Here is a 14,401-nt window from a genome sequence, read left to right on the forward strand (position 1 = left end):
GGTTAACCCGAATGGACGAACCAGAACCCTGGCCGAAATAACTGACGGACCTATCCGAAGAGCTAGGGGGCCGGCTTGACACCGGCTTCCGCGCCTACCGCAGCGGCGGCGCCGCGACTGTCGACGCCTAGCTTCTTGAGAACTCCCGCGACGTGGAATTTCACGGTGCTCTCGCTGACACCGAGACGATCGGAGATCGCCTTGTTCCGGCGGCCTGCGACGAGATGTTCGAGCACTTCGATTTCTCGAGGAGCCAGATCGGACAGCGTGTGATCGGCGGGCGTCGCCGAGGCCGCGTCGAGCGGAATGGTGGCACTGATCCGGCTGCCCCAACCCGCCGTGGATTCCGACTCGATGATTCCGCCCAACGTCTCTACCCGCGAACGTAATTGACGCTCTATGTCCGCAACGTCGGCTTCGCCCCGCCCGTCGTCGCGGATGTCGATCAGCAGAGCGGAACCGTCCAGGCTCCACGCCACCCGAATCCGCGACAACGTGTGTTGATCCGCCAGCGCGAGCACGGCACCTCGCACCACCGCCCGCGCGCCGTGCGCAACTTCACCAGGAAGCCCTCGGCCCTCGACCGGCGGTTCCACCAATTCCAGCTCGACGTTGCGGTGCTTGAGCAGCGATCGCAACTCCCCGCGCATCCGCGCAAAAGCCGTGGTGATTGCCTCTTCCGCCAGTTCGCGATGGACATCGACGGCCGAGCGCAACCCGATCAGCGCCGACGATGTTGTTTCCCTGGCGGACGTTCGCGCCCGAGTGTCGTCGAGATCATCCGAACGCAACGTGGCCAGGATGGTCTCCAGCGTCGCCGCGTGAACCTCGGTCATCTCGGCAACCGTGCGTGCACGTTCCGACGACGCGGCCCGTGACTCCGCCAAATAGGCCGGACTGGCGTTGCGGACCTGCAGTTGAATGCCGGTCGCGACCACACCGAACAGTGCTGCCGCCAACTCGAGCGACGCAGTCCGAATCGTCGTCGAGCGCGGAATCAGCACCAGTACCGTATCCGTCCGGTCGAGAACAGCAACCACTTCGCGGTCCCGGCCGGCAACCGTCAACTGCCCCCGAAAGATCTGTCCCACAGCAAGATCGGTACGGATGCGATCGAGTTCGGCAATGGTGACTCGATCGACTATTGCCGGATCTCCAGCCACCTTGCGTGGCCGGCCGGTGCATTCCCGAGTGAAGATCACGAGCGCGGTGTGCGGCACCAGATCCGCAAGCAATACCGAGAATCGGCGGCCGATCTCGGGCAGCGGACCCACCAACACGTCGCGCAGTTCGGAGATGAGAGTGGGGAGTTGTTCGGTGGTGCTCACCGTTCAACGATAACCACTCGCTTGCCTCCTACAGCGTCGCCTTCATCAACATCACGTTGTAGTCCGACCACGTCGTGGCAAGGAAGTACAAGTCCTGCCCCTGTGACCACGGATGCATGTACGCGCCGTAGAGGCCGGGGACTGCGCCAGGTTCGATCACGACGTCTGGGGCGCTCCACGGGCCGGTCAGTTGGTCGGCCGTGCGCAGCACCAGAGCACCCCATTCGTTCGAATACATCGCAACGAACTTTCCGAGATAGTTGTTGTACTGCACCGACAGTTCACTGACGTCTCCATCGAGTACCGGCGTTGCTACATCGGAATTGTTTGGTACCCAAGACTTTCCGTCCCAGTATTCATATGCCGCAACGTCGACGATCGACGCTTCCTTCACTCGAGAGAGTCGCGCTTCGCCGAACCTTCCGGACGGTGTCCCGAAGTTGTAGACATATCCACCGTCCTTGACGAAGGACCCCATCTGGAAGTTGGCGTTACCGGTCAACGGCAGGTTCGGGCGCGCCGATGTCGGTTCCACCTGCCATGTTTCGCCGTTGTCCCGCGACGATGCGATCTGCGAAAAATTTGTCACCCATTCTCCTGATCCTCCCCACGACCTCACCGACATGTAGTTGACGTACTGCACACCGCCAACCTCGACGCCCGACGTCGGAATGCTGCTGGTTTCGACTCCGGTGACTTTGAGGCTGTCGATGATTTCGCGGGAGCGATTGGGACCGTCGACCGGTGAGGAGTCGATACTCATGCCGTCACTCAGATTGCCGTCGGAACTGCGGAACAGGACGTTGCTGCGCCAATCACCCACAACCCCGCAGGCTGGGTTCGAACTCAATCCAACGGTATCGCCGAAGACCGTCAGAACCTGACCGGCGCCGTTGTCCCACATGATTCCGAGATCCGTGCCAAGCACATTGAACCGTTCGACAGTCTGATTGGGGCTGAGCGCTCCGGTGATGTATTCGACCGCAGATGTGCGACCTTGCAGTTCGGGGAGGTTTCCATCAGTTCCGTTGAGCCACGGAATCGGGTTGGTCGGCCCACCTGATTGGTCGAAGATCGCCGAGATGTTGCAACCCCACGGCGATGCATGGGCTGTTGTTGTGACAACGGCAGCGGGCACAAAGGCGCAGGCCAATGCGACTACCGGAAATTTCCATGACTGTTTCATCGCTCCCCTTCCGCGGGAAGGATGCCCCGAACAGAGGTGAACGTAACTTCGCTTCTATTCCGCAGCCGCTACCCGATGACGCTTGACAACCAACCGCCGTTTCCCGCACCCTTGTCACCAATACGCAGAATCCAATATATTGGATTCCAGAAGGGTGTACTTGTCACATGAGAATGGCCACGAGTGAACCTGTCATCGGGATACTCGGCGGCATGGGGCCCGCCGCCACTGCCGACTTCTATTCCAAACTCGTCGCCCTGACCCCAGGTGCGACGGACCAGGAGCACCCCAAAGTCGTCATCTGGGCCGATCCCACCGTCCCCGACCGGACATTGGCGCTCACCGAGAACGGGCCTGACCCCACCCCCTGGCTGATTCGTGGTGCACGCGTCCTCCGAGCGTCCGGGGCGACGACGCTCGCCATCCCGTGCAATACCGCCCACGCCTTCCTGCCCGGCATCGCCTCCCAACTGGGACTCCCCGTCGTCCACATGATCGACGAAGTTGCGCGGCACATCCGCACACTGTCACCTGCCGTGACGTCCGTCGGTCTCTTGGCCACCACGGGGACGGTCCGAACCGGGTTGTATCAACAGTGGCTGTCGGAATACTCGATAGACGCCCTGGTACCCGATCCGGCGGTCCAGCAAGAATGGGTGATGACGGCAATCCGGGCCATCAAGAGCGGCGACGTCGGACAAGCGACCACCGACAAACTAGTGCGGGCGGCCGAGCATCTCGTCGAATCGGGCGCACAGGTCGTCATAGCCGGATGCACGGAAATTCCACTCGGACTGCCTGCCGATGCCGCAACCTGTCAGATAATCGACCCGGCAACAATTCTCGCCCGCGCCCTGCTCCGGCGCGTTGCGCATGCACGGAAATACGCTTCGACGGCCGATCCGGGCTGACCTGCAGAGTACGATATCCAATATGTTGCGTGGCGGTAAACCGGTCGAGCGAGCGCGAATGAGCGACATCGCTCTCGAACGAATTCGCGAAGCCATCGTCACCGGCGAATTGGCACCGGGTTCGAAGATCAAGGACAGCGAACTCGCAGAGTATCTGGGTTTGAGCAGAACTCCGGTCCGCGAAGCACTGGCCAGGCTCGTCGACACCGGACTCGTAGAGGCGAAACCCGGTGCGTACACACGCATCACCACCCTCGATCGCGGCGACGTCGAGGCAACACTCGCGGTCATGGAAGCTCTCGACCAACTGGCCGTCGTCACGGCGGTACCGAATCTCACCGACGACATGATCGGGGCGATGCGATCTGCCAACAAGGACTTCGCCGACGCAGTCAAGCGAAGTGACATAGGTCAAGCCTTGACCGCCGACGATCGTCTGCACAGCGTCATCATCGATGCTGCGGCAAATCCGCTGCTGAAGAAACTGATCCACCAGGTTCACCCCCAAATTCATCGCATCTATTACCGCAAGTTCTCGAGTCTTCTCGGCAGCCAGGACTCCGTCGATCATCACCACAAGCTGATCGAACTGTGTACGGACCGCAATGCCGAGGCAGCAGCGACGTTGTCCGCGAAGCATCGACGCCATCTCGGCGGACTCATCGGGGAACTCTTCGATGCCGACGAATTCGCTCTCTGAGCGGGCCGAGATCAAAGTAGAGCCCGGCCGATAGCGCCCAATTCTTCGAAAACGGCCACTTGGCGGCCGTTTGCTTTGTATCGTGACCGGGCTGGACGGATGTCCAGCACTTGCGGTGGCTTTCTTTCGTGCCACACCTGCTTCGGCCCACGAGAAGAGAGCTCCACATGGCGCCACAACCCGTAGTCGACTCCTCGGTCACGACACGACGTACGCACATCATCCGAACAGTTCTCGCCGTCCTCGTCATCGCACCACTTTCCATTGCAGCCTTCTACATGTGGGCACTGTGGGATCCGGGCGACACCGTGAACCGCCTGCCCGTGGCCATCGTCAACGCCGACAAGGGCACCGATCTCGACGGAACCCGCCTTGTTGCGGGCGACGACGTAGTGGCCGCCCTGGTCGACAGCGGCGATGTCGCCTGGAAGGTTGTCACGGCGCAGGAAGCACAGTCAGGCGTCGACGACGGCACGTACTACTTCTCCGTCGTGATACCCGAGTCGTTCAGCGCCGATGTGGCAAGCGCAGCAACCGGTTCAGGACGGAAAGCCCAACTGCAGGTCGTCTACAACGACTACAACAGCCTTGTCGCGGGACCTGTGGGTGAGAGCATCATCGCGCAGGTGCGCTCGGCCGTCTCCGAATCCATCGGCGAGCAGTCCATCGATCAGGTCCTTGTGGGACTCGGCGAACTGGGCACCGGCTTCGGAGAAGCAGCCACTGGCGCACAACAACTTTCCGACGGATCCGCGGCCGCACTTGCCGGCACCAACCAGCTGTACACCGGCAGTCAGGAACTCGCCGCCGGTCTCGGCGAAGCAAATCAGGGTGGAAAGGAACTCGCGGCAGGAGCGGGCGAACTCGCCGCGGGTACCGACGAGGCAGCAGCCGGATCACAAGAGCTCAATGCCGGAATGCAGCAGCTGGTGGGTGGCGCAGACGAACTCGGAGCCGGGGCACGCCAGATCAGTGACGTCGTCGACATGGTGACCACCCCGATCCTCGGTATTGCCGATTCGTCAGGTGCTGTGGTTGGTCAGATCGACGCTCTGACCAATTCGCTTCGGCTCGCGGGTGACCCAGTGTCCGCAGGACTTGTCGACGCACTCTCCACCTTGCGGGCCTCACTCACCGCACAACCTGCAGATGACGACGTGATGGGACAACTCAGCCAACTACGGGACGGCGCCAGGGAAATCACCCGCCAACTCACCGATCCGGGAAGTGATTACCGCGGCGGATTGAACGCCGCCGCCGCCGGTACCAGCCAATTGAGCGCAGGACTCGGGCAACTGTCCGACGGTGCACACCAACTTGATTCGGGTGCCAACGAACTGTCGTCCGGTCTCGGGCAACTGGCAGCAGGCAGCGTCGAACTCCGCGACGGTCTTGGTGAGCTGAATGTCGGTATGGGGGAACTGAATGCGGGCTCAGGCGAACTTGCCCAGGGTCTCGCCGACGGAGCCGCTCAGGTACCGCAGTTCACTGACGACGAGCGCGCCACCACCGCCAACCTGTTGTCGGCACCCGTCGCAGTTGATGCTCGAAACAACTACCCGGCAGCCGGATTCGGACCTGGCGCAGTGCCCGCTGTGATGTCCGTGGCGCTGTTTCTCTGCGGAATTCTCACCTGGTTCGTAGTCCGCCCACGACGCGGGCGGTCTCTTCACTCACACACGAGCATTGTGCGCGAAGGTCTGCGCCGCTATCGCATTCCGGCACTCGTCACCCTTGCCGCAGCATTGATATTGTCCGTCGTCGCGCTGACCGTCGCGGATGTCGACCCACCCAGCGTCCTCGCGATGATTGCCGTGATGATCCTTGTCGGCGCGGCAGCGGTGGCCTGCGGACGCCTGTTCACTGTCGTATTCGGCGCCCTCAACGGAACGTTCATCGCACTGAGCGCCTTGATGATTCAGATCTTTGCATTCGGCGCGGTCTATCCCATCGAACAGATGCCGGCCCCGCTCCAGTGGTTGCACGCCCTGATGCCACTGACCTGGGCACGCAACGCGATGCGCATGGTTTTGGTCGGCTATTACGGGCCGAGGTTCTGGCTGGCGGTAGCCGCATTGGCAGCTCTGGTGATCGGAGCCGTCGTGTTCACTATCTGGTGGCGTCGTCGACAAGAGCCGCTATCTGACGACGACGCGCCGATCACCGAGGAGATCGAGGTCTTCCAGCCTGCGCAAACGTGAGCCAACCCGACGTCGGCCTGAAAGTCTCAGTTTTTCAGACCTTCAGGCCGACGTCGGCGTGGTCAACCGATCAGCGCGCTCCGCTCGTTCCGCCGTCGAGGGGGATTACCGTCCCCGTCAGGTAGGCGCCGGCCCGGGAGGACAAGAAGATCGCCAGGCCGGCCGCATCCTGTGGCGTTCCGATTCGGCCCAGCGGAACCGAATCCGCCACCGCCTTGGCACTTTCCTCGTCCTCGAGCAGAAAGGCCATCATTTTCGACGGGAATGGTCCCGGCGCAATGGCGTTGACCGTGATCTGCTCCCCTGCAAGCGTTGCCGCCAACTTGCGAGTCAGCATGTGTACTGCGGCCTTGCTGGCTCCGTACGAGAAGTTCTCCGAACCCGAGACCACAAGTCCGTCGATCGATCCGATGTTGATCACGCGCGCGGGATTCTCCACATTGGCCGCAGAACGCAACTGTGGCAACAGCTTCTGAGTCAAGAGGAAGATCGCTTTGACGTTGATGTCGAAGACCTTGTCGAAGCCGGCAGCCGGAAAATCGTCGACGGGAGCTCCCCACGTGGCACCGGCGTTGTTGACCAGCACGTCGAGCGTCGGCGAAATCTCTGCGACCTTCGCAGCGAGGCTCTCGATTCCCTCCTCGGTGGACAGATCGGCCGGGTGCGAGACACACCGTCCGAATTCCGAAAGCTCCCGTGCTGCCTCATCGCACGCTTCCGCTTTGCGGGCCGAAATGACGACCGTCGCACCGCCTTCGACAAATCCGCGAGCGATCATGTAACCGATACCGCGCGAACCACCCGTCACAACAACAGTTTTGCCGCTGACGTCGAACAGTCCCTCGATCAAGCTCATGCGACCTCGAACAGTCCGGCAGCACCCATGCCGCCGCCGATGCACATGGTCACAACAACGAGCTTGGCGCCGCGACGCTTCCCTTCCAGGAGAGCATGGCCGACCAACCGAGCACCCGTCATTCCGTACGGGTGTCCGACAGAGATCCCGCCGCCGTCGACGTTGTACTTCTCGGGATCGATCCCGAGCTTGTCGCGGCAGTACAGAGCTTGAGAAGCAAACGCCTCGTTCAGTTCCCAGAGATCGATGTCGTCGACCTTCAGCCCGTGCAGGTCGAGCAGACGCGGAATCGCAAATACCGGGCCGATTCCCATCTCGTCGGGAGCGCAACCGGCAACAGCCATGCCGCGGTAGATGCCGAGAGGAGCGAGGCCGCGACGTTCCGCCTCACCGGCCTCCATCAACACCGATGCGGACGCGCCGTCTGACAGCTGTGACGAGTTTCCAGCGGTGATGGACGAATGCGCGCTGACCGTACCGTCGGCCAGAACCGGTCGCAGGCTCGCGAGGCCCTCCAACGTGGTGGACGCACGGTTGCCTTCGTCGCGAGTCAGCGTGACCGACTCGGTGCCGATTTCACCGGTTTCCTTGTTCTGCACCTGCTTGACCGAGGTCAGTGGCACGATCTCGAGATCGAAGCGGCCTGCCTCTTGCGCCGCTGCGGTGCGCTGCTGAGAAACAAGTGCAAACTCGTCCTGCTGTTCACGCGTGACGCCGTAGCGTTCGGCGACGATCTCGGCCGTGTGCAGCATCGGCATGTAGATCGACGGCTTGTTCTCCTTCAACCACGGATCTGCCGCGCGGAAGTTGTTCATGTGATCGTTCTGCACCAACGAGATCGACTCGACGCCGCCGCCGACCGCGATCTGCATTCCGTCGTCCACGATCTGCTTGGCTGCGGTGGCGATGGCCATGAGCCCCGACGAACATTGGCGGTCGAGGGTCATACCCGACACCGAATCCGGCAGGCCGGCCCGCAACACTGCCTGACGCGCGACATTGCCACCCGTCGACCCCTGCTGCAACGATGCGCCGAGGATGACGTCCTCAACTTCTCCGCCCTCGAGGCCCGCGCGCTGAACTGCATTCGAAATTGCATGTGCAGCAAGCTCTTGCGCTTGCGTGTTGTTGAAAGCGCCGCGGTACGCCTTGCCGATCGGAGTGCGGGCGGTGGACACGATGACAGCTTGTCTCATAGGGAACCTTTCTAATGCTGTGCGCCTTTATTAACCGCGGGCGGTCAATAAAGGCGCACAGCAGAGGGGATTAAGGAACAAATACGACGCGACCGACAGTGGTGCCGTCGCCGAGGCGACCGATACCGTCGGCGACGTCCGTCAACGACAACCGCTCACTGATCAGTGGTTTGACCAGGCCGGCATCGGCGAGCCTGGTGAGCTCGACGTGGCAGTCGTCGATGGCCTGCTGGTTGTAGGCCTTGTACAGCCCCCAGTGCAGACCGATGATCGAATAGTTCTTGATGAGAGCATGATTGAGAGCCGGCTGCGGGATCGTGCCACCCGCGAAGCCGATGATGACGATCCGCCCCTCGAAGGCAATGCATTTAGTCGACTTCGAGTAGGCGTCGCCGCCGACCGGATCGAAGACCACGTCGGCGCCCTTGCCGCCGGTGAACTCCTTGACCGCTGCTACGAAGTCCTCACTGTGACGGTCGACCACGAGGTCTGCCCCGAGCTTGCGCGCGTACTCTGCTTTGTCCGGCCCACCGACGACACCGATCACCTTGGCGCCTGCCGCCTTGCCGAGTTGCACTGCGGCACTACCCACACCACCCGCAGCGGCGTGAACCAACAAGGTTTCGCCTTCGAGCAGCCGCGTGCGGCGATGCAGAGCGAACCACGCTGTCTGATAGCCGATGCTCAGCGCGGAGGCTTCCTCGTCGTCGAGAGCCGACGGCGCCGGGAACGTGTTGTTCTGATCCAGCACCGAAAATTCGGCGAATCCGCCGGACGGCAGACTCGGGTTCCCGATCACCCGGTCCCCCACGGCGAACTTGGTCACCGATTCACCGACCGAGACCACTTCACCACACAGTTCGACGCCCGGAGTGAAGGGCAGCGGCGGTTTGATCTGATACTCACCGCGGCACATGAGGACGTCGGGGAAGTTCGCCGGGGCAGCGAGCACCTTCACCAGCATTTCCGTCGCGCCCGCAGTGGGTTCCGGCGCCTCCTCCAATGACAGGACATCCCGAGGTTCACCGAGTTGATTGACGCGCCAAGCCTTCACAGTATTTTCTCCAGTTTCGGTAGTGAGGGTGGTTCAGGATGAGATGGGGAGGTCGACAAGCTCGCCAAGCCGCGCCCGGTGCTGATATGCGGTTCCCAGTGTCAGTTGGTCACTCTTGGCTCGCTTGAGATACAAATGTGCCGGATACTCCCACGTCATTCCGATACCACCGTGGAGTTGGACGCATTCCTCCGCAGCATGAACCGCGACGCCGCTGCAGTATGCCTGGGCCACCGTCGCTGCGACGGCCGCATCGGCGTCGCCGCGTGCATAGGTGTCCGCCGCATAACGCGCGGCAGCACCCGCAGAGCTGACTTCGAGCCACAGGTCTGCCAACCGATGCTTGATCGCCTGGTACGAACCGATCGCGCGGCCGAACTGCTTGCGTTCCTTCACATATGCGAGCGTGGTCTCGAGGCACCACTGAGCCACGGCGAACTGTTCGGACGCCAGCAGTGCGCTTCCGCAGAGCAACGCTTCCTCAACTGCCTGCACCGCATTACCGTTGTCGACCCGGACCGAGGACGACCCCGAGAACTCGACGTCCGCCAATCGGCGCGTCATGTCCAGGGACAGAACCGGCGTGACGGTAGCGTCGGCGATCCGAACCGTATGCAGCTCCAGACCGTTCTCACCGGCAACCGGAACAACAAGAACATCGGACTCGGCGACGCCGGCAACCGTGGTGACGCTGCCGACGAGTCCACTCGCCGTTGCCTTGACAGTGGGTGTGAAAGTTCCTGGTGCAGTGGACAACGGGACGATCAGAGCAGCCGTCGAATCCCCCGCTGCCAATTGACCGAGCACCTCGGTCTCGCCGGCCTTCAGCAACGCCGTCGTCGCCAGCACCGCGCTGGTGAAGAACGGAACGGGAGCGACCGCACGTCCGATCTCCTCCATCACGACCGCCGCCTCACGCGTCGACGCACCTGCCCCGCCCAGTTCTTCGGGTACCAGCAGTCCCGCCAAACCGAGTTCCGACGCCAGTGACTTCCACAGTCCGGTGAAGTCGGCGGACACGTCGTCGTAGGCCGTGACCACGGTGTCGGCGCCGGCCCGCTCGCTCAGCAGCCGTCTGATACTGGCCCGCAGATCTTGTTCGGTCTCGGAGTACAGCAGATCGGCGCTCATCGGGGTAGGTCCTTCCAGGCGATGTCCTTGTCGACGCGATGCTCGGGCGGCAACCCGAGTACGCGTTCTGCGATGACGTTGCGCAGGATCTCCGACGTTCCGCCCTCGATCGAATTACCCTTGGCTCGCAGGTACCGGTATCCGGGTTCACGCCCGGTGAAGTCGACGGAATCCGGGCGACGCAGTGTCCAGTCGTCGTAGCGCAGACCGCCTTCGCCGTGCAGTTCGAGGTCGAATCCCGAAATCTGCTGGGCCAAACCGGCAAACGCGAGCTTCATTCCCGAGCCTTCGGGGCCGGGCTGGCCGGCGGCGAGTTGCTGGCGCAGTCGCTCCCCGGTCAGACGCGCAACTTCGGATTCGGTCCAGAGCCGCATCAACTCGTCGTGCATCGCCGGGTTACGCAGCTCGGGCTCGTCACGCCAGGCCTGAGCGACTTTTCCGATCATGCCGCCCTCACGCGGTGCGCCCGAACCGATGGCAACACGCTCGTTGTTCAGGGTGGTGGTCGCAACCTTCCACCCCTGACCTTCGGCTCCGAGGCGATTGGCGTCCGGAATCCTGACGTCCGTGAGGAATACCTCGTTGAATTCGGCCTCGCCGGTGATCTGGCGCAGCGGCCGGACGTCGACGCCCGGGTCGGTCATGTCGCAGATGAAGTAACTCAGACCCGCATGCTTGGAGCGCGACGGATCGGTCCTGGCCACCAGAATCGCCAACTGCGCGTTCTGCGCACCCGACGTCCACACCTTCTGCCCGTTGACTATCCAGTCGTCACCGTCGCGGATGGCACGGGTAGCGACAGCCGCGAGGTCCGAACCTGCGCCCGGTTCACTGAACAGCTGGCAGTAGACCGTCTCCGCAGTCCACAACGGGCGCAGGAACTTCTGCTTCTGCTCCTCGGTGCCGAAGGCAGCGATGGTCGGTGCCGCCATGCCCAGTCCGATCCCGTTCTTGCCGGTGGCCGGGCCGGGTGCACCGGCGGCCTCCAGCTGAGCGTTCACCTGACGCTGAAAGCTCTGCGGTACACCGAGTCCCCCATGACCTTCGGGGAAATGAACCCACGCCAGTCCGGCGTCGAATCGTGCGCCGAGGAAATCCGATACCGACACACTGTTCGGATCGTTCTCCGCGAGAAGCGTGTTCACCTTTTCGGTGAGATCACGCGATACTGCCTCTTCGTCGAAAGCCATGCCCATTCCTTCGGTTCGAGCGGTGAGCGGACGGTCAGTCCTTCGGTCCACCGGCGACGTAGACGACCTGACCGGAAACGAAGCCCGCGCCTTCACTGACGAAGAACGACGCGGTGTGCGCGATGTCCTCGGGCTGACCGACACGGTTGACCGGGATCTGCGAAGCGGCAGCGGTCTTGAAGTCCTCGAAGCCGACGCCCATGCGCTCGGCCGTTGCGGCGGTCATCTCGGTTTCGATGAATCCGGGTGCAATAGCGTTGGCGGTGACGCCGAACTTTCCCAGCTCGAAGGCCAATGTCTTGGTGAATCCCTGCATGCCGGCCTTCGCCGCGGAGTAGTTGACCTGTCCGCGATTACCGAGCGCGGACGTGCTCGAGAGGTTCACGATGCGGCCGAACTTCGCTTCCACCATGTACTTCTGCACCGCACGCGACATGAGGAACGCTCCGCGCAGGTGGACGTTCATCACCGAATCCCACTCGGCAACGCTCATCTTGAACAGAAGGTTGTCGCGAGTGATGCCGGCATTGTTGATCAGCACGGTAGGTGCACCGAGTTCCGCGGCAACACGATCCACCGCTGCAGCGACCGAAGCCTCGTCGGAGACGTCAGCGCCGACGGCCAGCGCCTGGCCGCCTGCAGCCTTGATCGCGTCGACGGTTCCGGCACATGCCGCTTCGTCGAGGTCGAGCACGGCGACGGCAAAACCGTCCTCCGACAGTCGCTTCGCTACTGCCGCACCGATTCCGCGTGCTGCACCCGTGACAATTGCGGTTCTACGTTCCTGGCTCACTGGCCCTCCATACTTTCGTGATTCGACGGACACCGGACGATCTCGTCAGATCCCGGCCTGATCTGCAATTTCCCTGGCTTTGGCGACCAAGGCGTCAATACGTTCCACGGTGGGAGTTCCGCTCTCGGCGGCATTCTGCGGTTCGTCGCGGGCGCGACGCATCACGCCCTCGGCGATCACGGCAATCTTCCACAGTCCCAACGTGTGCCAGAACTTCAGCGCAGCAGGATCCCGTCCGGTGGCCTCGAGATAGATCCGGGAGATCTCCTCTCGCGAGGGGAATCCCGGGAGTGCCGACGCCGGGAAATCGCCGCCGGTATTCTCACCAGCCGCCGGCCAGTACGCCAACAAGCTTCCGACGTCCGCCAACGGATCACCGAGTGTGCACAGTTCCCAGTCGAGGGCCGCGACAACTTCGCCGTTGCTCGCCGAGGTGATCACATTGCGTAGGTGAAAGTCGCCGTGCACCAACGTGGTTTCAGTGTGATCCGGCTGGGCTGCAATCAGGCGTCGGGTGAGATCGTCGAGATCAGGGCATTCCCGCGTCTTCGACTGTTCCCACTGTCCGCCCCAGCGCTTCAACTGCCGTGCAGCGTAGGGCTTGTGGCTTGCCAAGTCGTCGAGGCCCGCCTGCTTCAGATCCACGGCGTGAATCTTCGCCAGCGTCTGAGCGAGCGAGATTCCGATTGCCCGGCGACGCTCTTCCGACAAGGCCTCCGCAAGAGGCATCCGGTCGACCACTTCGCCGTCCACGAACTCCATCAGGAGCAGCGGGACTTCGGTGACGGCCGGATCCTCGGTCAAACCGAACACACGCGGCGAAGGCACATCCGTGGATTCGAGAGCACTCAGGATTCGGGCTTCACGCGCTACGTCGTGAGCCGACGCCAGAAGATGACCGAGCGGTGGGCGTCGTAGCACCCAACGATTGCCGTCCTGATCACGTACCAGGTACGTAAGGTTGGACTGCCCCAGGCCGATTCGATCGAAGGACAGCGGCCCGGTGAAGTCGATCCCCAGGCCTGCGATCCACTCGGTAACCGCTTCGGTATCGAGTCCCACGACGTCGACGTTAGCCACCGAAGGACACTCCTTGCCGGAACGGAGTGACGTCGCCGAGCAGCTGGCCTCCGTCGATTGTCATGATTTCACCGGTAATCCACTGAGCAGAATCGGAAACCAGGAAAGCAATGGCCGCAGCGATGTCTTCCGGTTCGCCGATCCGGCCGAGGGCGGTCGACGCGGACACCGCGTCTTCGTGTTCCTTCCACAGTGCTTCGGCGAGTTTCGTTCTCACCACTCCCGGAGCGACTGCATTGACACGAATCTTCGGCGACAACTCGAGCGCCAACTGTTTGGTGATGTGGATCAGAGCAGCCTTCGACGCGTTGTATGTTCCGATGCCTGCCTCGAACGCCATGCCGCCGATCGAGGCGGTGTTGACCACGGATCCACCGTGCTCACTCATCCAGGCTCTCGCTGCCAGGCCGGTCCACAGGACTGGAGCCCACACGTTGACGTCGAAGGTCTTGGCGAAGCGCGAATGATCCTGGTTGATGATCGGCCCGAACGACGGGTTGGTACCCGCGTTGTTCACCAAGATGTCGAGACTGCCGAAACGCTCGATCGTCTGCTCTACACACTTGCGGGCAGCATCCTCGTCCGTCGCATGTGCGCCGACGCCGATGGCGTTGCCGGTCACCTGCGCGGCAGCCGCGTCTGCGGATTCCTGTGAACGCGAGGTCAGTACGACGTTTCCGCCCGCCGTGGAAATCGCCTGCGCGGTCGCGAGGCCGATGCCCCGCGATGCGCCGGTGATGATCGCCGTCTTACCTGTGAGATCCAGTCCTGCCAT

At 62.4% G+C, this 14,401-nt stretch carries 13 protein-coding genes; 3 read left to right on the forward strand and 10 right to left on the reverse strand.

All coding sequences use genetic code 11. The features are described from left to right. Positions 1–62: 62 nt before the first annotated feature. Entirely contained in the window at positions 63–1,328 is a 1,266-nt protein-coding gene (locus ACFRFQ_RS06365) for a LuxR C-terminal-related transcriptional regulator (protein ID WP_378654515.1), read from the reverse strand. 28 nt (positions 1,329–1,356) lie between these two features. After that, the gene (locus ACFRFQ_RS06370; RefSeq protein ID WP_378654517.1) at positions 1,357–2,514 is read right to left on the reverse strand and encodes a DUF4185 domain-containing protein; all 1,158 of its coding nucleotides are present in this window, start codon (positions 2,512–2,514) and stop codon (positions 1,357–1,359) included. Between the two features lie 167 nt (positions 2,515–2,681). Between ACFRFQ_RS06370 and ACFRFQ_RS06375 the strand changes: the two genes are divergently transcribed. The 3 genes from ACFRFQ_RS06375 (at position 2,682) to ACFRFQ_RS06385 (ending at position 6,326) form a co-directional block, all read left to right on the forward strand. Then, positions 2,682–3,425 (forward strand): aspartate/glutamate racemase family protein, encoded by a 744-nt coding sequence (locus ACFRFQ_RS06375; RefSeq protein ID WP_378654519.1) that lies wholly within the window; start codon positions 2,682–2,684, stop codon positions 3,423–3,425. A gap of 22 nt (positions 3,426–3,447) precedes the next feature. Next, positions 3,448–4,125 (forward strand): GntR family transcriptional regulator, encoded by a 678-nt coding sequence (locus tag ACFRFQ_RS06380; RefSeq protein ID WP_378654521.1) that lies wholly within the window; start codon positions 3,448–3,450, stop codon positions 4,123–4,125. A gap of 167 nt (positions 4,126–4,292) precedes the next feature. Beyond that, positions 4,293–6,326 (forward strand): YhgE/Pip family protein, encoded by a 2,034-nt coding sequence (locus ACFRFQ_RS06385; protein ID WP_378654524.1) that lies wholly within the window; start codon positions 4,293–4,295, stop codon positions 6,324–6,326. Positions 6,327–6,396: 70 nt separating this feature from the next. Here the strand turns inward: ACFRFQ_RS06385 and ACFRFQ_RS06390 are convergent, their stop codons facing one another. The 8 genes from ACFRFQ_RS06390 to ACFRFQ_RS06425 all read right to left on the reverse strand — a co-directional run bounded on the left by ACFRFQ_RS06390 (position 6,397) and on the right by ACFRFQ_RS06425 (position 14,401). Then, entirely contained in the window at positions 6,397–7,182 is a 786-nt protein-coding gene (locus tag ACFRFQ_RS06390; protein ID WP_378654526.1) for a RhlG family 3-oxoacyl-ACP reductase, read from the reverse strand. Next, a complete protein-coding gene (locus tag ACFRFQ_RS06395; protein WP_378654529.1) occupies positions 7,179–8,378 on the reverse strand; it encodes an acetyl-CoA C-acyltransferase in 1,200 nt (399 codons plus the stop codon). Before ACFRFQ_RS06395 ends, ACFRFQ_RS06390 begins: the two co-directional genes overlap by 4 nt. 70 nt (positions 8,379–8,448) lie before the next feature. Then, positions 8,449–9,432 carry an NADPH:quinone oxidoreductase family protein gene (locus tag ACFRFQ_RS06400; protein ID WP_378654531.1) on the reverse strand — a complete coding sequence of 328 codons (984 nt, stop codon included), beginning with the start codon at positions 9,430–9,432 and terminating at the stop codon, positions 8,449–8,451. A 33-nt stretch (positions 9,433–9,465) separates the two neighbouring features. Beyond that, positions 9,466–10,563, reverse strand: a complete 1,098-nt coding sequence (locus tag ACFRFQ_RS06405; protein ID WP_378654533.1) for an acyl-CoA dehydrogenase family protein — start codon at positions 10,561–10,563, stop codon at positions 9,466–9,468. After that, on the reverse strand, positions 10,560–11,753 hold the full coding sequence (locus ACFRFQ_RS06410) for an acyl-CoA dehydrogenase family protein (protein ID WP_378654535.1): 1,194 nt from the start codon (positions 11,751–11,753) through the stop codon (positions 10,560–10,562). The genes ACFRFQ_RS06405 and ACFRFQ_RS06410 overlap by 4 nt, the downstream gene beginning before the upstream one ends. A 34-nt stretch (positions 11,754–11,787) precedes the next feature. Then, positions 11,788–12,546 carry a 3-oxoacyl-ACP reductase FabG gene (gene fabG / locus ACFRFQ_RS06415; RefSeq protein ID WP_020909429.1) on the reverse strand — a complete coding sequence of 253 codons (759 nt, stop codon included), beginning with the start codon at positions 12,544–12,546 and terminating at the stop codon, positions 11,788–11,790. A gap of 45 nt (positions 12,547–12,591) precedes the next feature. Further along, positions 12,592–13,626, reverse strand: coding sequence for a phosphotransferase family protein (locus ACFRFQ_RS06420; RefSeq protein WP_378654537.1), 1,035 nt, complete (start codon positions 13,624–13,626; stop codon positions 12,592–12,594). Beyond that, positions 13,619–14,401 (reverse strand): SDR family oxidoreductase, encoded by a 783-nt coding sequence (locus ACFRFQ_RS06425; protein ID WP_378654539.1) that lies wholly within the window; start codon positions 14,399–14,401, stop codon positions 13,619–13,621. The genes ACFRFQ_RS06420 and ACFRFQ_RS06425 overlap by 8 nt, the downstream gene beginning before the upstream one ends.

Origin of the sequence: Rhodococcus sp. NPDC056743, assembly GCF_042790355.1 — a bacterium.
GTDB lineage: Bacteria > Actinomycetota > Actinomycetes > Mycobacteriales > Mycobacteriaceae > Rhodococcus_F.